This is a genomic window from Neobacillus rhizophilus, from assembly GCF_018343535.1.
In the GTDB taxonomy this organism is placed as follows: Bacteria; Bacillota; Bacilli; order Bacillales; family Cytobacillaceae; genus Neobacillus; species Neobacillus rhizophilus.
This window is the reverse complement of the sequence record NZ_JAGYPF010000011.1, coordinates 20,026-41,500: the sequence shown is the minus strand read 5'-3', so window position 1 is coordinate 41,500 and position 21,475 is coordinate 20,026. Positions and strand designations below refer to the sequence as shown.

Genomic DNA, 21,475 nt, shown 5'->3' with positions numbered 1-21,475 from the left:
ACAAAGGGAGTTAAAGTAAGTAAAATAAATATACAAATAAGTATCGTAATCCAATAGGAAAGATGGGGATTAAAATGGCAGAAACAGTTCGTTCAATCCCACGGCCGCTCGTGAAAACAAACCAGTGGACAATTGTTTTAAGTGTTGTGTTAACATGGTTATCCGGACAGGAATGGTTTTTGTTAGTGCCGTTTGTTGCCGGTTTGTCTGGCCTTTTATTCGGGTTTAATCCGATTATGCAAATAGCAAAACTGTTTTTAAGAAAGGACCCAAAGGCTTATATCCCTGAGGATTGGGAGCAGCAGCAATTTAATCAAAAAATTGCCGTATCGTGTTTGGGAATTGGATTTGTAGGATTCCTGCTGGGATGGAATGGTGTTGGCTATGTGTTCACAATTCTTGTCGCGGCGGCGGCCTTTGTGGCAATCCTAGGTTTTTGCATCGGATGCTTTATTCATTATCAGTGGAACCAATACCGTTATAGAAAGGCGCATCAATAAAGATAGGGGTCTGAATTTTTCAGACTCTTTTTTGTTTTTCTGCTTACATTTGACGCTAGTCCAAAGGATAAGGGGATTACAGTTGCAGTCGGAATTGTATTGACCTTGTCGCGGTTGGAAATTGGGATTGCCTGTGCTGGGTTTATGCTGCGGGCATCTCGAGAGGCAAACTTGTACAGCGATTTCCGAAGTATTATTGGGAAGAAGGTAAAAGACTATCCACTCACAGCAAGCAAGTTGAAACGGATCCAGCATGCCGCAGAGCGAACGACGGCGGGGGCATTCTTGCAGCTGGATAAGCCGCTTAATCCAGGAATTAAATTGGACCATCCAATTGAAGTTAGGAAAAATTATTTAATCTGCGTGAACTTGTCTTGCTGCAGAAAATATGTGCTACAAATGAGGGGGCGGAAATTTTACAGAAGGCTATCTCCGTGTTTGCTGGTCATGGCGTCATGGAGGAAATTTCGTCGCTGCCGCGTATCTTCCGCGATGTGGTCGTAAACGAACAGTGGGAGTGGCCGCGTGATCTGCTGCAAAAGCAAATCTCCGCGAGCAGCTGCCGAATGAGACTTATTCTGCGCTTCATTCTTTAAAGCTTACAGCTGATAGCTCTAACAGGGGTCAATTAATGGAGCGGGGCGAAACTTTATTGAAGGCATCAAGGACAATTTGAGTGAAATTGGGAGTGGAAATGTCCGTGATAGGCGGTATCAAGGACAATTTGAGTGAAATCGGGAGTGGAAATGTCCTTGATAGGCGGTATCAAGGACAATTTGAGTGAAATTGGGAGTGGAAATGTCCGTGATAGCCGGTATCAAGGACAATTTGAGTGAAATCGGGAGTGGAAATGTCCTTGATAGGCGGTATCAAGGACAATTTGAGTGAAATCGGGAGTGGAAATGTCCGTGATAGGCGGTCTCAAGGACAATTTGAGTGAAATCGGGAGTGGAAATGTCCGTGATAGGCGGTCTCAAGGACAATTTGAATGAAATCGGGAGTGGAAATGTCCGTGATAGGCGGTCTCAAGGACAATTTGAATGAAATCGGGAGTGGAAATGTCCTTGATAGGCGGAATGAAGGACAATTTGAGTGAAATCGGAAAGGAAAATGTCCTTCATAGACGGTATGAAGGACATTTTGAGTGAAAGCTGAAAGGGAAAAGTCCTTCATTAGCCGAATGAGGGACTTTTTAAGTGGATTCAGAAAGGAAAATGTCTTTCATTGGTCTTCTGTCAAGAAAGTGGACAGTAAAATTTGAGACTTTTAGAAATAAAACTACTACCGCACTTCGTTTGGTACGGTATTAGAAATGATCAGTCGAAAAGCATGACTGCTCATTTCCTAACACCAAATGGCTATATTATGAGGTATATGCAACTTCATCTTGCCGGTGGTTTCTCTCAAATTGATTCGGTGATTTGTGCCCTAAAGTAGAGTGTTTACGCTTTTCATTATAAAAACTACTAATATAATGATTAATAGCTTTTACGGCTTCAGCCCTGGTCTTAAAGCGTCTTCTGTAGATCAAATCTTTCTTGATCGTGGCATGAAAAGACTCAATACATGCATTGTCGTAAGGATCGCCCCTCCTGCTCATACTGATATGCATGTTTTTCCCTTTCAGGATGTCGATATAATCATTTGAACAATACTGGGACCCACGGTCCGAATGATGGATTAACCCTTCACTAGGCTGCCTTGTAACAATCGCCATATTCAATGCTTGTATGGATAGCTCTTTTTTCATATGTGAAGCCATACTCCAGCCTACGATTTTTCTTGAGAATAGATCCATAACGGATGATAAATAAACCCAGCCCTCAATCGTCCAAATGTACGTAATGTCAGTTACCCATGCTCGGTTGGGCTCTTCAACATTAAATTGGCGATTAAGCAGGTTAGGATAGATGTGTAAATCATGATTGGAATTAGTGGTAACGACAAACTTTTCTTTTGGTGTAGCTGTTAAACCCATCTCTTTCATCATACGGGCAACCGTCTTTTGAGAAATGGTATAACCCCACTCCACCAAGTCGGCATGGACCCTGGGACTCCCATACGTACCAAAGCTCTCGTGAAATGATTTACTTATTTTTTGCTTGATTTCTTTACGGTAAGCATCTTTCTCAGATTGAGGTTTATTCTGGATCCTTAGCCATTTATAATAGCCACTTGATGATACTTTCAGAACTTTGCACATCTTCGCCACGGCGTGCTCATCAGAGTGGGCTTGAATGAAGATATATATTACGCTTGGTTTTTCGTGAAGATGTGCATGGCCTTTTTTAGGATTTCGTTTTCCTCTTTCAATTTTTGTATCTCTTTTTCGTGTTGCTTTTTCAGTTTTTCAAGTTCTGTGGGTGTAAGATAGTTTTCTCCAGGTTTCCCAAGGGTTGTTTTCGCCCTGTAAGCTGCCACCCATCGACTAACAGTTTTAGGGGAGAGCTCGAGCTCAAAAGCTACCTGGGAGGCTTTTCTCCCCTCCTCAACGATTAACTTTGCAACATACTCTTTATACTCTTGAGAATGATGTTGACCCATGTGAACACGTCCTTTTAAATGATGATTGTATTATAAACTAAATCTCATTTTTACGTGTCCACTTTTTAGACTAACCTCATCATTGGTCCAATCAAAAATAAAAGACATCATTGTTTATTCATTTTATCCCTGTACTTAAAATGAATAGCAATCATCTTTAAGGCTGACCCAAAATCAAAGGTGGCGAGGATGACCAAAAGGTAGCTGAAGAAGCCCCAGCCATTGTTTTGGACATCATCGATTGCAAAATAGGTGAACAGTGCACCAAGTATTAAATAAATCAAACCGGAAAACAAAGGTGAACGTCTCATAGAAATCCTCCGATAAAGTTTTGAACTGCCTCTGCCTCACGCATCAGCCGCTCAATGTCATCCTTATAAACCGACTGAACAAGGACGACCATCGTGTTCATAGATACATGGGCGAAAATCGGCACCAGGATACGTTTAGTTTTTACATAAAGAAAGGCAAAGGTAAAGCCCATCGCCGAGTAAATAAGCAGATGCTCAGGCTCCATATGGACAAGCGCAAAGACCACCGAGCTGATTAGGGCAGAAATGAAGAAATTAAACCGCTTATAAAAAGCCCCAAAAATAATTTTTCGAAACACAATTTCTTCTAAAATAGGGCCGATAATACTCGTTACAAGAATGGCCAAAGGAAAGGCATTAATGATCGTGAGGATTTCCTGTGTATTTTTAGAGCCCAATTCAATCCCAATAAGGCGCTCAATGATGGCAGCCGTATATTGGGCAAATAGGGCAAGGAAAACCCCTAAAATCGCCCACTTTATTGAATGACCGATTGAAGTGTTTCTTTCACTATGGACCCCAGGCTTCATTTCTTTTCTTAGGATAACAAGAATGATGAGAAAGGCAAGGGTGAAACTTGTGATCAGCCAAACCGGTACCACAAATTCCTGCCTCCATCCAAAAAGGCGAAATCCAAACATAAATGCAGGAATCCCGGCAAAGCTGGAAAGCTGCATGGCAATATAAACAATAAGGACAATCCAGTATTCCTTTTTCAAATCAAAACTCCTTTTCCATCTATTTTTTCCAATCGAAATGTAATCAATCACTATTCTTCATTCTACCTTTAATGACAAATTAGTTTCAATTTTGAATGCCTGCTTTGAAAAGATTGAATAGAAATATGGATTTTATCCATACTTTATAAGGTGGAAAAAAAGGGTAACTTTTTTAAATAAATTTTATGCATCAGACTTGCAAAAGATTTTTAGATTGATTATTATAATAATTGTGTTAGCACTCATCATAGTCGAGTGCTAATAAATGACCGAATAACACATATTTGAGGAGGTTGTTTGAATGTTAAGACCATTAGGTGATCGCATCATCATCGAACTCGTTGAATCAGAAGAAAAAACTGCAAGCGGTATCGTATTACCGGATACAGCAAAGGAAAAGCCTCAGGAAGGAAAAGTTGTAGCTGTAGGTACTGGCCGTGTGCTTGACAATGGCGAGCGCGTAGCTGTTGAAGTTTCTGTTGGCGACCGCATTATCTTCTCAAAATACTCTGGTACTGAAGTGAAATACCAAGGTTCCGAATACTTAATTTTACGTGAAAACGATATCCTTGCTGTTGTAGGTGAGTAAATCCAACAGTTGAAAAATAAAAGTTTTTAAACATATGAGGAGGTTTTTTAACAATGGCTAAAGAGATTAAGTTTAGTGAAGACGCTCGCCGCGCGATGCTTCGCGGTGTTGATACACTTGCAGATGCAGTTAAAGTTACTCTTGGACCTAAAGGACGCAACGTGGTTCTTGAGAAAAAATTCGGTTCACCATTAATCACAAATGACGGTGTAACGATTGCAAAAGAAATCGAATTAGAAGATGCATTTGAAAACATGGGTGCAAAGCTTGTTGCTGAAGTAGCTAGCAAAACAAACGATGTTGCCGGTGACGGTACAACAACTGCAACAGTTCTTGCTCAAGCGATGATTCGCGAAGGCTTAAAGAACGTAACTGCTGGCGCTAACCCAATGGGTATCCGCAAAGGTATCGAAAAAGCAGTTACTGCCGCTGTTGCAGAACTTAAAGCTATTTCTAAACCAATTGAAGGCAAAGAATCTATCGCTCAAGTTGCCGCTATTTCTTCTGATGACAAAGAAGTTGGCCAATTAATCGCTGAAGCAATGGAGCGCGTGGGCAATGACGGCGTCATTACAATCGAAGAATCTAAAGGCTTCACTACTGAATTGGATGTAGTTGAAGGTATGCAATTTGACCGTGGCTATGCTTCTCCATACATGGTTACAAATACTGACAAAATGGAAGCTATCTTAGATAATCCATTTGTATTAATCACTGATAAGAAGATTACAAGCATTCAAGAAATCCTGCCTGTTCTTGAGCAAGTGGTACAGCAAGGCAAGCCATTATTGCTAATTGCTGAAGATGTTGAAGGTGAAGCACTTGCAACTTTAGTACTGAACAAGCTTCGTGGTACATTCAATGCTGTTGCTGTTAAAGCTCCTGGCTTTGGTGACCGCCGTAAGGCAATGCTTGAAGATATCGCTGCTCTAACTGGTGCTGAAGTCATCACTGAAGAGCTTGGCCGTGACCTTAAGTCTGCTACAATTACTTCTTTAGGACGCGCTGCTAAAATCGTTGTCACAAAAGAAAACACAACAATTGTTGAAGGTGCAGGAAGCACTGAAGCAATCCAAGCTCGCGTGAACCAAATCCGCGTTCAATTAGAAGAAACTACTTCTGAATTCGACAAGGAAAAATTACAAGAGCGCCTTGCTAAATTGGCTGGCGGTGTAGCAGTTATCAAAGTTGGTGCTGCAACTGAAACAGAATTAAAAGAGCGTAAGCTTCGTATCGAAGACGCATTAAACGCAACTCGTGCTGCAGTTGAAGAAGGTATCGTATCCGGTGGTGGTGTTGCCCTTCTAAACGTATACAGCAAAGTGGCTGAGCTTCAAGCTGAAGGCGACGAGCAAACGGGTATCAACATCGTTCTTCGTGCGATGGAAGAGCCAGTTCGCACAATCGCTACCAACGCTGGTCTTGAAGGATCTGTTATCGTTGAGCGCTTAAAGCATGAAGAAGTTGGCACAGGCTTCAACGCTGCTAGCGGCCAATGGGTAAACATGATCGACGCTGGTATCGTTGACCCAACTAAAGTTACTCGTTCTGCACTTCAAAACGCAGCCTCTGTTGCAGCTATGTTCTTAACAACTGAAGCTGTAGTTGCTGATAAGCCAGAACCAGCTGGTGCAGGCATGGGAATGCCTGACATGGGCGGTATGGGCGGTATGGGCGGCATGATGTAATATCAGCCCCAATATCTAGGGTTTGGAATAAATAACATTATCGGAAGCTTCTCGTGAGTTGAGCAAACTTATGGGGAGCTTCTTTTTCCATTTCTTGTGTTACAATGAATATATAATTATTTGTTTCAAAACATGAGAGTGGGGGAATCGGAATAAATGAACACTGTTCTTACATATGTAGTTTCCCTTTTCATGATTGTGATATCAGTATTTACAACTCTTTATATTAAGTCCGAACTTGAGCGGGTGTTACATGAAAAAACAGATACTGTCCCTTTCCATATTTGTAATATAGTAATAATTATAATGGCTTCTCTTTTGGCTCATGCTGTAATGACTAAATACGTCATGGGGAATAAAATTGATTTAATGCTGCAAATAGTCATCCACATGTTCATGATCTTCCCAATTTATATATTAGGGAACATTGCGTTTGAAAAATATAAAACAGTTTATCGAAAATACTTAACCACTGAGAACCGGAAAGTGGTAGTTCTTAACGAAAAGTACCTAAAAAAGAAAAAACGGTTTACAAAATTAAACAAGTATAATGCCGTTTCTAAGGAAAAATAAACCTTCGGAATACCAGAAGTAAGTCAAAAAAGTTCTTATTCAAATAATCAATACCAAACCACTTCCTAAAAAGTTAGGGAGTGGTTTTTTGCGGTTTCTTTAGAATTGGCTATGTTAGGCTTAGCAAAATTCCTAAAAATTTTGCAAAAACTCCTAAAATGCGTGTGTATTCTGAATATTTTACCAGTGTTAAAATATACTTGATCTTTTGAAATCGCTTGCATGCTTAAAGTAAGTTGATAGCGTGTTTTCTTGAAGGGGGGAATAGATTAAAAAAATCTTTGCTGGTTGATGAGGCTTTTAATCTTTTAAGAAACGAGGGGAAAGAGCAAGTGAGACATCTATTATCGATAGTGGGGAAAACGCTTTTAGCTTTTCTGGTTGTGTTTGCAACCATTTTACCATTTGCTGTGAAACATAGTTCCGCGGCAGAAGGAACGTCAACAGATTTTGAAGTCCTGAGGCAAAAATGGAAGTCTTATTTAGTAGGGGGTAACTTCTCGCTGGAAGACCCGGATGTGGCCAGCAAGGTGAACATTATTGCTAAGACCGCATATGACTATTGGGAACCCATGGTTAAAACCAATCCGGATAACTATATTTGGGAAGATCTAGATGACAGTGTGATCACGGTAGAAAAGAGTAAATCAAGCCCTATGACACTGGCGTATCAACGTTTAAATGCCATGGCAGTGGCTTATGAAACTAAAGGGGCAGCCATCAAAAACAGCTCTGGGGAAACAGTCACATTGTATCAAAACCCTCAATTAATAACAGATATTAAAAATGGATTAAACTGGCTATACCAAAAAAAATATAACACCAACAGATCAATTGGCAAGACAAACTGGTTTGACTGGTGTATCGGTACACCGCTTGCTCTTAATGATACAGTCGTTTTGATATATGATCAGTTGACACCGGAAGAAAGAAACAATTATATGGCAGTAATTGATAAATTTACCCCAGATCCAACGAAGGCCAATGGGGGCAAGGCAACAGGTGCAAACCTCATGTATGTTGCACAAGTTGTAGGAATTCGCTCGATTATCCTAGGTGATGGGGACAAGCTTGCCGCATCACGTGACGCGATTAGCCCGTTATTTGAATATGTTACAACTGGAGATGGATTTTATAAAGACGGCTCCTTCCTGCAGCATGGAAACCATCCGTATACTGGAGGGTATGGGAAAGCGCTGCTTGCCAATCTGGTATCCTTCGTTTATTTATTAGACGGTTCTGATTGGAAGGTTAAAGACCCTAACCTGGATAACATGTACAAATGGATATTTGATTCCTATGAGCCTGTTATTTATAAAGGCGGATTAATGGATATAATTCGCGGAAGGGAAATTTCAAGATTTAATCAGCAGGATCATTTAATGGGCCACGAAACCATCCGACCGATTCTACACCTTGCCTCGTTTGCTCCGCCTCAGTATGCAGCAAGACTAAAAAGCATGGTAAAAGAGTGGATCCAATCGGATACGTACCTGAGTTTTTATGAAACAGCTCCCATTTATCATGTCGTACTGGCCAAGCAAATTGTGAACGATTCAACGATTAAACCAAGGGGAGAACTGGTCACGAACCGCCAATTTGCTAACATGGACCGTACCGTTCATTTACGTCCGGATTTCGGCTTCGCTCTTGGCATGTCTTCCAGCCGTATCTATAACTATGAATCTATTAACGATGAAAACCTCAAAGGCTGGTATATGGGTGACGGCGCTACCTATTTGTATAATAGCGATTTGAGCCAATATAGTGATGATTATTGGGGAACCGTTAATATGTACAGAATCCCTGGCACAACAGTCGACACCCAGACAAGAAAGTCTAGCGAGGGACAAAGCAAAGCGAGTGCGGAAGATTGGGTAGGCGGTACAAACATCGCAGGGCTATACGGAGTATCCGGCATGGCATCGAACGGCTCCAAAGCCTGGAAAAACACTTTGACAGCCAAAAAATCCTGGTTCATGTTCGATGATGAGGTTGTTGCATTGGGTGCAGGCATTAATAGCACCGACAACCGTACAATTGAAACAACAATCGAAAACAGAAAAATTAAAAATGACGGCACGAATGAGCTGACAGTTAATGGAGTTGCCAAGTCAGCAAATTTAGGCTGGCAAGAGTCAATCAACGATGTTAAGACCATTCATTTACAAGGAAATACAACTGGTTCCGATATCGGTTACTACTTCCCGGAACCGACTACAATAAATGCCTTGCGTGAAGCAAGAACGGATAAATGGAGCAATAGTAACCTGTATCCTAAATTTACCGATGATTCGGATGTAACCAGAAACTTTGTAACACTCTGGAAAGATCACGGAAAAAATCCTGTCAACGATACGTATGAATATGTACTTCTGCCAAACAAAACAAGCAGCCAAACAACAGATTATGCAAATAATCCTGATATCCAAGTGCTTAAAAACTCTGGTGATGTACAAGCTGTTCAGGAAAAGAAACTGAATATCGTGGCGGCAAATTTCTGGAATGATAATAGCCAACCTTTAAAAGTTGATGGAAAAGATTTTATTTCCAGTGATAAAAAGGCTTCGGTCATGACTATGCAATCCGGAAATGAATTGGAGATCTCCGTATCGGATCCAACTCAGAAAAACGCTGGCACGATCAATCTTGAAATCAATAACCCGGCAGCGTTTGTGGTTTCGGCCGACAGTGGTGTTTCCATTTCCCACACGTACCCAACAATTAAACTGTCCATCGATGTAAAAAATGCAAAAGGGAAAACATTCAAGGTAAAACTGGCGCTGCTAAGTGTCGATTCAATTAACAAGCTTGTCGATGACTATGCGAATTCTGGAGGTGTACAAGGAGCTTTGCTGGTACAGCTAAAGGAAAATTTAACACAGGCACAAGACCAGTACAGCAAGCAGCACCTGCCTCAAGCGGTTAAGAGTTTACAAGACTTCCAAAAGCACATTAATAATAAAGGACTGCAAGACCAAATTTCCGGCAGCGCAAAGGAAGAATTAAGCACTAAGGTTGAGCAGCTGATTGAATATTGGTCCCAGCCGTAATACCCAATAAAATTTTAAAGGAGGCCCTTTCGGGACGTTTGGACCGGAGGGTTTCCTTTTTTTGAATAGCTGATTAAAAAATGAAGGAGGAATTCCATGTTCATACGAAATAGGTTCCGGAGAATCTGCAGCTTATTTATGATTATTCTTCTGGTTGCTTCGCTGTTTCAAACGGGCGCTCAGATGAAAACAGCAAAGGCTGCTGAACAGGTTAATTTGGCGCTGCATGCAGCCGCATTAAATGCTTCTAGTTCAATGACGGGAAGCAATCCATTAGCCAATATTGTAGATGGAAATACAGCAACTTTGTGGCAGCCGAATAGTTCTGACCGACCGGATGGAGTGGTTTGGTGTATTCTGGACCTTGGGTCAGTAAAGACCTTTAACAAGGCTGTCCTGCAATTCGGAACCAATATAGGTTCCGATAAAGTGAAGATTGAATATAACAATGACAATGGCTCCATATGGAATGCTGCCTATGAAAAATCAATCGAGAACAAAGCATCAAACAGTCCCAGAACAGAAACGGCTGCATTTGATCAACAAGTGCAGGGCCGGTATGTAAAAGTAACCTTTACTCTTGTGGATACTGTAAAAAATTTTAATGTATCAGAATTCGAACTATATAACGATGTTCCTGCCAAAACCGCTTCAGTCACGAATGCATTCGTGGTCAACGGTAACGGACAAGGAATCATTCATTGGCAGGACCCGGCACAGGATACTAACTATTTGGATTTCGATCAGGTCATCATAACAGACATCTCCGATCCTTCCAATCCTACCCCGGTTACGAGGATAATCGATAAAGGCGTCGGTGAGGTAACCATTGACGGTCTAGCCAATGGCAAAGAATATACCTTTGCCGTTAAGACTGCCGCAAAGGATGGAACGGAAAGTGACGCGACCATTTTATCGATAATCCCAACGGAAAAGCCAAACACGATTCTCATCAACTTCCAGCAGCTTACGAAAGTGAAAGAATCCCTAACAAGCGGCAGCAAAGAATATACTGATGCGGTAAATAAATTAATTGGAGAGGCCGATACAGCTTTAACCAAGGGTCCTTATTCTGTAACGTACAAACCGACCCCCGCTCCTAATGCCAGTATTCATGATTATTGGAGTATCGGACCATACTGGTGGCCGGACCCTACAAAACCGGATGGGATGCCGTATATTAACAGGGATGGCCAATTTAACCCTGAAGGCTATACGGAAAAATATGATAAGCAGAGCTTTATGGATTTAAGGGATGCCGTATCGTCACTGTCACTTGCCTACTATTTAACCAATAAGGAAGAGTACGCTAAACATGCGTCGCTGCTTTTAAAAACCTGGTTTATCAATCCAGAAACCAAGATGAATCCAAACATGAGGTATGCCCAGGGTGTTCCAGGCGTAACCGACGGCCGTAAGGAAGGAGTACTGGAATCGGATAAATTGCTGGATATCATTGATGACATCCAGCTCATCTCTCCTTCGAACAGCTGGACGACTAACGACACCATCGAGTTTAAGACCTGGTTATCAGAATATACGAACTGGCTGGAAACGAATTCAGTGGCTCAGGACGAGAAAAATACCGCCAATAACCATGGCACCTGGTTTGATGCCCAGTTCACAGCCTATAATCTTTATCTGGGTGCTAAAATTAAAGCCAAGAATTACTTACAAGAAACAACAATTCCGCGGATGGCGGAGCAAATTATGGACGATGGGACCATGCCTGAAGAGCTGCGGAGAACGCGGCCATTCCATTATTTCACTTTTAATTTGATCCCATTTACCATGCTGGCAGTGATAGGTGATCAAGTAGGAGTAGATGTTTGGAACGCTGGAGGGGAAATCCGGAAGGCTTATGACTTTATTACTCCTTATGTAGTTGATTTCGCAGGATGGCCATACGATGAACTCGAGGCCCAAGAGGACGAAAGGATTTTCTCTACATACTTGCGGGAAGCGGCTGCCAAGTTCGGGGAAGATTCCTACTGGAGTGCATCCGATATCATGCTAAAAGACCAGTTAACCACCCATCGGGCAAATCTGGTCGCACCGGTTCTCCCTGGGGGAAGCCCGCGGAAAGAAATCGTCACGTTTAGCTTCAGGGAATTATATACCCCTGTGGTTGGAACCATCTACGGTAATGAGATCAACGTAACGGTGCCAAAGGGGACGGAACGAAAAGGATTAGTTGCCTCCTTTATCACAACCGGGGAGCGTGTAAAAGTAGGCAAGTCCGTGCAAGTGAGCGGTGAAACGGCCAATGATTTTACGGCCCCTGTCAAGTATACAGTCGAATCGCCAAATGGTTCAACAAAGACATATACGGTAAAGGTAACAGAATCCGACAAAAAGTTTCCTGTTAAAATTTATCAATCCGGCTTCACTGAATTCAGGTCCGATCCAAGAATTGATGAAATATTATCACAGGATAGCAGTGTCAGCTTATTCGATATTATGGAAAAATTCCCACAAGTAGCAGCTGACAGTAAACCACTAACATGGTATCAAGGCTATTATGATCAAGGCCAATTCAAAGCCCCGGCGCAAATCTTTGTGAAAGATGGGAATTCAACCCATACCCGGTCGATGCCGGCAGCATTAAGGCTGTTGAAGGATTCAGCAAACGGGTCTACTGCCACGGTGAATGTAAGTACGAAAGGCTATAAGGATTTGACCATTTCATTTAACGCAAGAACACAAAATAAATCTAATGGCTATAAATTGGTCGGTGAATGGTCAGTTGATAACGGGAATACCTGGAATACATCAGGTGAGTTGCTCAGGGACAGCAGTCATTCGGAACTGACTGATACGTATGCCAAAACTCCGTTCACTTTTACGATTAGTAATCCAAATAACTTTGATAAACCGAACTTCCTTTTCAGATTCAGATTAGACAGCTCCAGTATCGGATATATGAACCTGGATGATGTTGAAGTATCTGCTATTCCGTCGGAAACGAATGCTGACTTGAGCCGGCTGATCCTTAGCGAGGGGACATTGTCTCCTTCGTTTAATGCGGATGTAACTGAGTATACAGTTAATCTGAAACGAAATATGAACAGAATTAAGATTACACCGGTTACCGCCGATGCTGCTGCAAGAGTGAAGGTAAATGGTGTGGCTGGCTCTGAGTTGCAGCCGATTCTATTAAAAATTGGCGATAATCCAATCTATATAGAAGTGACGCCGGAGAAAGGTGAACCAAAAACCTATCATATCAATGTGAAACGGGTTGACTTTCCTGGTGGCAAAGATAAGTAAATCCAGATAAATCGTGACTTGAACTAGAAAGCGGGGATTATAAATGCCCGCTTTCTGTTCAATTGGAAAAAGTGCTTGAAAGGACCTTATTTATTGTTCTAGATTAATCCACTGGGGAGAATAGTCAAAAAGTTGCATTGACAGATAATTTAAAAATAATATGATAGTATCAAAGATTTGGGATTTCATATACAAGATTGGGATTGTCTGCAAAAGATATCGATGAGCAATAAAAACTTTCCTATCATCATTCTAGCCTAATTGAATCCGATCTGGCTTAACAGCAGTATTACATCAGTTTGAAAGCGCTTCAAAAAACTAAACCTGTTTTGCGGCGATTTACAGTGGTTTAACTCGTCTGAATATTACATGGATAATATTTCGGATTACCAAATATAAGCATTCCGAAGGAGTCCTGTTGATATCAAATTGCCGTTTCCGCCCCGGTAATGAATTAGGAGGCATGAGAAATGAAAAAAATATTACTTGTAGACGATGAAAGATGGGGAAGGATCGCCATCAGACGGACTATCGAAAAGACTGGTCTGCCGGTTATGGTCTGCCACGAAAGCAGCAATGGTTCAGAAGCGCTGCACTGGCTGAAAACCAATCATGCAGACCTAATTATGGCGGATATTTGGATGCCTGTCATGGATGGCTTAACATTCTTGGAGCAATTGCGTTCGGTCAATCAAAGACAAGCAGTTGTGATGATTAGCAGTCACGATAATTTTTCCTATGCCCAGCAATCTCTAAGGGCAGGTGCATTCGATTATTTACTAAAGCCTGTAGAAGTTGAGGAAATGGCGGTCTGTTTAGAAAGATGGCTCAATCTTTGTGTGGATTTCGTTGAGCAGAGTGAAGGGAAATCGGATCCAAATCCATTGGAAAAGTCCACTGTGGAACATGTGGTAGAGTTCATCAAATCCAGGGTGCCAGGTGAAGTGACCTTGACGGAGGCAGCAAAGGAGGTCCACTTGAATCCCAGCTATTTAAGCCAGCTTTTTAAGCGCCAAATGAATCAAAATTTTTTGGATTATGTTCAGCAATTGCGTATGGACGAAGCGGAGCGGCTGCTCACACGCACATCTCTTAGAATAACAGAAATAGCCCATCGTCTCGGCTATGCGGATTTGTCATATTTCAGCAACACATTTAAAAGAATAAAAAGAAAAACACCTTCAGAATTTCGCAAATCGTTTCAACGCGGCAAGGTCAGTGTTTAGAAAGAATTGCGCAGCGGGTAATGACAACGAAACATCCAATCTCTTAAAGCCAGGAGCATGATCTGGCTTTTTCTTTTTCCAGCGCTCTCTAAGTCAGACTGATCCCACCCCCTATGTGCCATTTTACCCATTTCATTATAACAGCCAAATAATCTAAAAATTTCTAAAAAATATATAAAAACTACCCCTTATGGCACAGCGGCATCTGCTATACAATCTTTGTATACGCTCCCAAGAAGGACCGAACAATTCTATGGCTGTTTCAGGAAGGAGGATGTAAACCAAAACATAAGCGAGTGGATATCTGGTTAAATAAACAATAAGGGAGTGGAAGGATGACAAAGATAGTGAAAAAAGGATTTTCAGCAATGGCTTTTTTGGTGCTCTTATTTTCGACTGTATTAGCCTCACTCGGGGAAGGCTTTCACGCAACCGCATCTGCCGCTGAAACCCAAGAAATCAAGAATGATCAACTCGAAGGCAGTGGCAAGGTACCTGAAAAGCTATCAATTATACCATCAGAACAAGGCATAAATATTTTTGCTGTCTCCAATGATGCGATTACGCTTACTTCGGGTGATACGTTTATTTATACAGTCGATACCCCTGAAGGTCAGGGGCGCACCACGTTAGAAATCAAAACAGTGGGGGAACTATTCAATCAAATTACTTCCAAAGCAGCTGTACCCCAAACATATGCCGTGAAGGATGTAAATGGGTTAGTAAAACAACCGACAGATGGAATCAGCCAAGGTGATGTTCTAACCGTAACGGCAGGAGAGGATTCCTACGATTACCAGATTAAAGTTATCGAAGGTGCCGTCCGCGGCAAAATGGAACTCGAAGACAACGAAATTACGGAAAAGACCGAATCGGATGTTGTATTGAATTTCTTTGCAGGAATGAGAAGTCCGGCAACAGAGGTGGTTCTTAAAGTTCCAAAGGGCATAAATGCCACGATGGATAACACCACTGTCAATGTAATTGGCAGAGGGGAAGTCAAGCTTTCTGGGCTTGAGACACAGTCCATCGGCAGAGTCGGGGAAGGATATCGTTTCCAAAAAGTAGGGACGGTCAAGATTGATAACAACAAGGACGGCAGCCAAGTCATCACTTTCAAGGGTCTCGATTTAAGACCGGCAAATGGAGCGGATCTGCAAATCACCTTTAAGGATGTATCTATAAAAAAAGGCAGCTATCAGTTTGAGGCTTCCTACACGACCTCTGAACCGGAAGTATTACCAAGTCCATCATGTACTGTCAGCTTAAATGTGGTTAAAACGATAAGCAACTTTCATAGAGTTTTAGATAAGAGCCTAACATATAAGGAAAATAGCGAAACTTACACGAAGGCTAAATTCCGCTGGACTGCTCCGAAGCATGCTGCCTTCATCAAGTTGATGCAGTCAACAGATAAGGGAATAACCTGGACGGAAAGCATTGCAAAAGTGGATAAACAAAGTGGAGAAGTTGAAGTTCAGAACCTGACTCCGAATACAGAATACTTCTTTAGGCTCGACGTCACTGGCGGGGAGAACAACGGAGAATCAAATATTGCTAAATTCTATACAGGAAAATTTAACGTCAAGCTTATGGATGCAAAAGGTGACGGAACTGCTGATGATACAGAAGCCATTAATAATGCGATTGCGTACCTTAATTCGATTGGAGGCGGCACGCTGCTGTTTGAAAATGGCACCTTTAATGTAAGAACCGTACATCTGCTAAGCAATGTCTACTTATATGTCGATAAAGATGCGACGATTGCCGCATTGAAAGGTGGAGACGCCCCTGAATCAGCTTATTTTTCAGATAAAGCTTATCGCTCAGGTACTTCCCCTACAGATACAGGGCCATACCGGGATCCTGAAAATTACATGACAAAGCAGGATGTTGGCCACACATACTTTAGAAATAGTATGTTCTTCGGTGAGAGGGTCGACAATGTCAAAATTATTGGAAATGGACGAATTACCGGAAATGGTAATCTTGTGACTAGTGATGGGGTCATGAATAACGCACCGAATAATCGTACGGATAAGATGGTTACCTTAAAGCTAAGCACCAACTTTGAATTTGGCGGTTTAGATAATAGGCTTGATTTGTGGTATGAAGAGACTGATTCGCCAACCACTGACGAGCCATATTATATTAAAAGCATCGACAAAGATGGAAAAAATGAAGTGAAGCAAAAAGATATCAGTAATATGCTGAGAGTGGATAATGCCGGTCACTTTGCATTGCTGGCAACCGGTACGGACCATATCAATACACATGACTTTTATTATGATAAAGGTAAAGGCGGACAGGCTAGGGATGTTTTTGACTATATGCAAAGCAGCTATGTAACAGCAAAAAACATCTATGCTAAAGGAACTTCCGATGACATTGTCAAGCCAGGCAGCGACTCTTCCTTAGGATTTACAAGACCCGCATCAGATTTTTATGTGCGAAATATTATCGGTGACACGAATTGTAATCTATTCCAAATCGGTAGTGAAACAGCTGACGACATTAGAAATGCCTATGTCGATAACATCTATGTATTAGCAGGAAATAAAGCGGGATTCTCGATTTCAACCAATGACGGCGCAACCGTTGAAAATATTTACTTGAATTCAGGCAAAACAGGGCCAATCCACCATGAGGCTCAGATGCGGCGCACCCGGGCACCATTCTTCATTTCAATCTCCAATCGGGGCCGGGTGATTGGCGGACAAGCGCAGCGGATGAAATTTATGGAAAACGGTGTGCAACGTGATGAACTATTAAGTACAAACGTTAATATCGGACACGTGAGAAACATTTACATTAAAGATGTAAATATTGAACAGGTTTACCAAGGAAGCCAATACGGCGACCCATCCAAGCGCTGGGTTCCTTATACCAATCAAAGTAAGGCAACACCGATTATTGCTGGTTATAAGGTTGGTGAGGGCGGTCCGCAACTGCCGGATGGACGCAGTATCGGTTATATCGAGAATGTAAACTTTGAAAACGTCGATATTTTAGTAAAGGGCGGCAACAGTTATGCTGATTCACATATCAGTCCTCCTGAGCTAGGTGTTGGCAAGTACAATGTTGGTGACTTCGGTGTACAGCCTGCCTACGGATTCTGGGCAAGACATGTCGATGGACTGACGTTCAAAAATGTAACGACAAATTTTGAGAAAAATGATGATCGCTATGCTTTTGTGTTAGACGATGTTAAAAATGCGGTGCTGGACCGTTTAACAATGGTTATAGGGGAAAATAACCCAAGTGTCATACAATTAAAAAATTCCAGCAATATTACCGTGAAAAATGCTGCTTTTTACAAGAAGACTTGGGGCAATCAGCTGACGCCGCTTGAGGACTTAGTCAATGCAACTGTGACAGATGGTCAAGCGTATCCGCCAATTGTAAAGGATCCGCATAATACCTCAATTCAATTGAAACGAGACGGTCATGACAATATTACCAATCTGGACACGGAGGGAAATACCATTACGACGGTTTTGGGTACTACAGTAACTGACTTGGCCAGTCAAATTGAGTCAACTGACGGTACGGCTCAAACTTATTCTGTCACCGGCTCTTCCGGCCAGCCAAAGACTTCTGGTGCGCTTGAAACGGGAGATATTTTGGTTGTCACCGCTGAAGACGGAACGACAAAGGCAAATTACCGGATTATTGTACCGCTTGAGATATTGATTGAAGGGGAGTCGCAGCTCAATTCGGTTACGAAGAGTATCCCTGGCATTACACTCTCTACCTCATCGACAAATGGAATCTATTATTTGCAAACCAATTCGGTACCAGTTGGCGAGTGGATTCAATTCAATATCGATGTTCCAACGGCAGGCACTTTTGATGTGTCTTATCAATATAAGACCAATACATCAGGAAGGGCAACGGTTCAAGCATATGTAAATGGTGAAGCGAAAGGGGAGGCGGTCAATCAACTTAGTTCAACGGCTAATCAATATATTCCAGTCGATTTAGGAGCGGTGACATTCCCGGCTGCAGGCACCTATCCAATTCGGTTTCAAGCCACAAAAGCCGGCTCCATTGTGATTGATTATATAAAGTTAACACGAAGGTAAGCGACAGCTAAGGACTGCAGGTTGCAGGTGAACCCTTGGCGTATTACTAACATATTTTGCAATAGCAAAAACCACTTCCTATGAACCTAGGGAAGTGGTTTTTGATGTTTTTAGAGTGAATGATGGATTTTACCTGTCTTTGCCACCTTCATCGCTTCTTTAATATACTCCGCAGATTGATGCAGCCATTCCATTTCTTGGTCATCAAGTGCAATTTCTAATTGCTGCTCCACACCATTTCTGCCGACGATGCATGGCATACTTAAGGCAACATCACCGTCGTAGCCGTATTGTCCGTGTAAGGTAGTGCACACAGGATAAGCACTTCGTTCATCCAGCAAAACAGCCTTAGCTAGTGTAACTGCGGCCTGGGCAACACCAGCATTGGTCCACCCTTTACCATTTAACACATCAAAGGCTGCCTTTACTACCTGCTGCTTAACTCGCTCCCGGCTTAATGGCTCTTTTCCTTGAAAAACCTGGTCTAATTCTTTTTCGCCAAAGCCTTGCACATTTAAGCGACTTAATACTGGGAATGCTGTATGGCCGTGTTCGCCCATCATATACCCTGTCACGCTTTTTGGATCAATGTCATAATTGTCGGCAATGATTTTACGAAGGCGGGCAGAATCAAGCATCGTGCCGGTTCCAAATACACGTCCCTTCGGATAGCCGAATTCATTTTCTGCTATGTAGACCATGGTATCTAACGGATTGGTTATCAAAATAATGATGGCTTCTTTTGTATGTTTCTTGATTCCCGTCATGACTTCACGAATGACCTCAGCATTGACAGCAGCCAATTGGGCTCTGTCCGGCATCTTATCACCTTCGCTTTTCAGCATGCTCGGGCCGGCAGCGCAGATAATCACATCTGCATCGGCACATTCGGAATAATCCCCGGCACGGACCGAAGTGTTCGACATATAGGTAAGAGCGGTTGCATGCGCTTGGTCAAGCGCTTCGCCAAAAGCAACATCCTTATCGATATCAATGACTGCAATTTCCGCAAATAATCCTAATTTCATGGCATCTGCCAGAACATAAGAGCCGACATGGCCCACTCCTACTACAACTAACTTATTTCTTTTCATTGGTTTACCTCCTAAACAATCAATGTAAATATTTTATCACAATAGGGATAATATTTTTACTATTTAAAAATTTTGTTCATTCCAACGTGCCCTCCATACCTATAAATAATGACCAAGGGAAACTCCCTTGGCCTTTTTTGGCTATATTTCTTTTATCCATTCATCCAAATCTACTCTTCGACTTCCCCGCAATACTGGCTGATTAGCTTTACCGCCCGTGTTTGGCTGATGTTTAAATCCTTCGCAACTTTTCTAGAACTCTTATTTTTTTTATAAGACTGGACCACTAACGTTTTTTTGACATGTTCAATGGCATCGTCAAGCCTTGCCGGGAGGCTGTACTGAGTATGCGGCTGGATGTTTTGTGTGATGAGCTCAGGCAGGTCGCACCTCTGGATGGTCGAGTCGCTGGTGACAACGAGCCTTTCCATCACATTTTCAAGTTGCCGGATGTTTCCCGGCCAAGAGTACTCATGAAAGATATCCAAGCATTCTTGAGAGATAATCTTATTCATTTCATACTTTTTATTAAACTTATATAAAAAATTATAGGTCAGCGGTATTATGTCTTCTCTGCGTTCTCTTAACGGGGGAAGGTGGATATCGATAATATTCAGACGGTAAAATAAATCCTCGCGAAAAACTTTGTTCCCCACCATTTCGACTAAATCACGGTTTGTCGCGGCGATTATCCGGACATCCACCTTTTTCATTTCGTATCCGCCAATCGGAAGGTACTGTTTTTCCTGGATGACCTGCAATAATTTTGCCTGCAAGGATAAAGGCAGTTCACCGATTTCGTCGAGAAACAGTGTCCCTTGATCCGCTATCTCCAGAAGCCCCTTTTTGCCGTGCTTGCTGGCACCGGTAAATGCTCCTTCGGCATAACCGAAAAGTTCTGATTCGAGCAGGTCTTCTGGCAGGGCTGCACAATTAAGCTTCAGAAATGTTTTGTTTTTCCGCTTGCTTATGTCATGAATGTACTGAGCCAGTACGCCTTTTCCTGTTCCGGATTCCCCCTGAATTAATATGGTTGAATCTACCTTCGCGATTTTTTCACAGACCTTCAGAATGTCCTTCATTTTTTGGCAATTCGTGATTGGAATGGAGTGAGGAGATTCTGCTGGGTGATTTTCTCTTTCTTTTTTAATCTGCTTAAACGTTTGCATCTCTTGTGAGGTAGTGACAATTAGTTCGATTTCATTTTCCTCGTTTAATATGGGAACTGCCGTCGTTAATAGCTCAGCCCCAATATAGGTGGATTGCCTGATAGTAACTGGCTTTTTTTCCTTAAAAACCAAAGGTACAATCGAGGGCTTCCAATACCCCATTTCAAATAATTCCGCATTTTGTTTTCCGACCACATCCTCCGGCTTTAAACCATAATGCTTTTCGCAAACACTATTAACAAAAATAATCCTTTGATCCCGGTCAATAACAAATATTTCATCAGAAGAATGGTCTAAGATCTTTCTTAATGTTTCACCTGTTATTTCGGGTATTTGTATATTATCTAACATAGGAGGACAGCTCCCTACTCGGTTTGAGTTGATTGTAATTCAAGTGAGTTGAAAACGACTCTATTTTAACGCGAGAAGTGAATGAAATTGACACTTTTCCTAATTATAACGCGTTTTTAATAATTGGCACGATACTTGCATTAATAAAAGATAAGTGATTTAAATCACACTAATTCAATTTAACGAAATATTCGTTCCTTTGTAAACGGTTTATTTGTATTCAACCGTTTATTAGGAACAAGTAAGATGAATTGATTCTGACTCAATCTAGTTATCTAGAAGATTCAAAGCAGTTTATCTTGT

General features: G+C 41.8%; 14 protein-coding genes. 8 read left to right on the top strand and 6 right to left on the bottom strand.

Going from position 1 to position 21,475, the window contains the following annotated elements; genetic code table 11:
- The first annotated feature begins 74 nt into the window (after positions 1 to 74).
- Entirely contained in the window at positions 75 to 500 is a 426-nt protein-coding gene (locus KHA99_RS30220) for a DUF4395 domain-containing protein (protein ID WP_213121190.1), read from the top strand.
- Between the two features lie 1,363 nt (positions 501 to 1,863).
- Here KHA99_RS30220 and KHA99_RS30215 read toward each other — a convergent pair.
- The 4 genes from KHA99_RS30215 to KHA99_RS30200 form a co-directional block, all read right to left on the bottom strand.
- Positions 1,864 to 2,739 carry an IS3 family transposase gene (locus KHA99_RS30215; RefSeq protein WP_307852136.1) on the bottom strand — a complete coding sequence of 292 codons (876 nt, stop codon included), beginning with the start codon at positions 2,737 to 2,739 and terminating at the stop codon, positions 1,864 to 1,866.
- 11 nt (positions 2,740 to 2,750) lie between these two features.
- Entirely contained in the window at positions 2,751 to 3,044 is a 294-nt protein-coding gene (locus KHA99_RS30210; RefSeq protein ID WP_213118966.1) for a transposase, read from the bottom strand.
- 107 nt (positions 3,045 to 3,151) lie between these two features.
- The gene (locus KHA99_RS30205) at positions 3,152 to 3,355 is read right to left on the bottom strand and encodes a YdiK family protein (protein ID WP_213121189.1); all 204 of its coding nucleotides are present in this window, start codon (positions 3,353 to 3,355) and stop codon (positions 3,152 to 3,154) included.
- On the bottom strand, positions 3,352 to 4,074 hold the full coding sequence (locus tag KHA99_RS30200) for a CPBP family intramembrane glutamic endopeptidase (RefSeq protein WP_213121188.1): 723 nt from the start codon (positions 4,072 to 4,074) through the stop codon (positions 3,352 to 3,354). Before KHA99_RS30200 ends, KHA99_RS30205 begins: the two co-directional genes overlap by 4 nt.
- Positions 4,075 to 4,375: 301 nt before the next feature.
- Here KHA99_RS30200 and groES point away from each other — a divergent pair, with 301 nt between their 5' ends.
- From groES to KHA99_RS30165, 7 genes are all read left to right on the top strand, one after another.
- Entirely contained in the window at positions 4,376 to 4,663 is a 288-nt protein-coding gene (groES, locus tag KHA99_RS30195; RefSeq protein WP_213121187.1) for a co-chaperone GroES, read from the top strand.
- Positions 4,664 to 4,716: 53 nt separating this feature from the next.
- Complete coding sequence (groL, locus tag KHA99_RS30190) at positions 4,717 to 6,351, top strand: chaperonin GroEL (protein ID WP_213121186.1); 1,635 nt, start codon at positions 4,717 to 4,719, stop codon at positions 6,349 to 6,351.
- Between the two features lie 156 nt (positions 6,352 to 6,507).
- Entirely contained in the window at positions 6,508 to 6,924 is a 417-nt protein-coding gene (locus tag KHA99_RS30185; RefSeq protein WP_213121185.1) for a hypothetical protein, read from the top strand.
- A 332-nt stretch (positions 6,925 to 7,256) separates the two neighbouring features.
- The gene (locus KHA99_RS30180) at positions 7,257 to 9,977 is read left to right on the top strand and encodes a polysaccharide lyase 8 family protein (RefSeq protein WP_213121184.1); all 2,721 of its coding nucleotides are present in this window, start codon (positions 7,257 to 7,259) and stop codon (positions 9,975 to 9,977) included.
- A gap of 96 nt (positions 9,978 to 10,073) precedes the next feature.
- Positions 10,074 to 13,247, top strand: coding sequence for an alginate lyase family protein (locus KHA99_RS30175; protein WP_213121183.1), 3,174 nt, complete (start codon positions 10,074 to 10,076; stop codon positions 13,245 to 13,247).
- Positions 13,248 to 13,717: 470 nt separating this feature from the next.
- Positions 13,718 to 14,473, top strand: coding sequence for a response regulator transcription factor (locus KHA99_RS30170; RefSeq protein WP_213121182.1), 756 nt, complete (start codon positions 13,718 to 13,720; stop codon positions 14,471 to 14,473).
- A gap of 335 nt (positions 14,474 to 14,808) precedes the next feature.
- Positions 14,809 to 18,558 carry a carbohydrate-binding domain-containing protein gene (locus KHA99_RS30165; protein WP_213121181.1) on the top strand — a complete coding sequence of 1,250 codons (3,750 nt, stop codon included), beginning with the start codon at positions 14,809 to 14,811 and terminating at the stop codon, positions 18,556 to 18,558.
- Between the two features lie 110 nt (positions 18,559 to 18,668).
- Here KHA99_RS30165 and KHA99_RS30160 read toward each other — a convergent pair whose 3' ends face one another.
- On the bottom strand, positions 18,669 to 19,652 hold the full coding sequence (locus KHA99_RS30160; RefSeq protein ID WP_213121180.1) for an L-lactate dehydrogenase: 984 nt from the start codon (positions 19,650 to 19,652) through the stop codon (positions 18,669 to 18,671).
- Between the two features lie 170 nt (positions 19,653 to 19,822).
- Positions 19,823 to 21,172 (bottom strand): sigma-54 interaction domain-containing protein, encoded by a 1,350-nt coding sequence (locus KHA99_RS30155; RefSeq protein WP_213121179.1) that lies wholly within the window; start codon positions 21,170 to 21,172, stop codon positions 19,823 to 19,825.
- Positions 21,173 to 21,475 lie beyond the last annotated feature (303 nt).